The following is a 562-nucleotide window of genomic DNA, read 5'->3' as shown; positions in this document are numbered from 1 at the left end:
GTTGGCAGTGTGAGATTCAGTGTTGCTAGATGTTCCAGCAAACGTGCGCGCCAGACGTTGGCGAGGTTAAAGGCGTTAAACAGGTATTTACCCTTGTTCTTTTTCCAATGCTGTTGGGTCTTGTTGAAGCTGCCTGCTGGAATAATGAAGTGAATATGTGGGTGCAAATCACGCCGTCTGCTGTGAGTATGCAGTACGCCGGTAAAACCAATATCACCGGCAAGCTTGGATGAGTTAAGCGCAAAGCCTTTGAGCACACTGGCAGCGACGGAGAACATGGCTTTATATAGCTGTTCCGGTTGATGTTTAGCCACAACACGTAGCTCAAATGGCAATGTAAAAGTCACCATAAAATAGTCGACGGGCAGTAACTTGGCTTGCTGCTTAGTGAGCCAGTCTGCCGTGGTGTTGTACTGACATTGCGGGCAACTGCGATGACCACATGACAGAGGAAAATCAGCTGTATGCGTGCAACTCTGACAAGTCCAGTGGCTTGTTCTTTGGGAATAGGCGCGGCAACTCAGCATGGCATTAATGGCATGGCGCATTGATGTTGTTATTT

General features: G+C 48.2%; 1 protein-coding gene. It reads right to left on the bottom strand.

Annotation, left to right across the window (positions count from 1 at the left end; translation table 11 throughout):
• Positions 1 to 562 (bottom strand): IS91 family transposase (locus tag AAEY99_RS21200; protein ID WP_351011945.1); only part of this gene is annotated, 562 nt, incomplete at both ends.

Source organism: Shewanella sp. S1-58-MNA-CIBAN-0166 (assembly GCF_040310085.1).
Taxonomy (GTDB): domain Bacteria; phylum Pseudomonadota; class Gammaproteobacteria; order Enterobacterales; family Shewanellaceae; genus Shewanella.
This window is presented reverse-complemented; position numbering and strand designations above follow the sequence as displayed.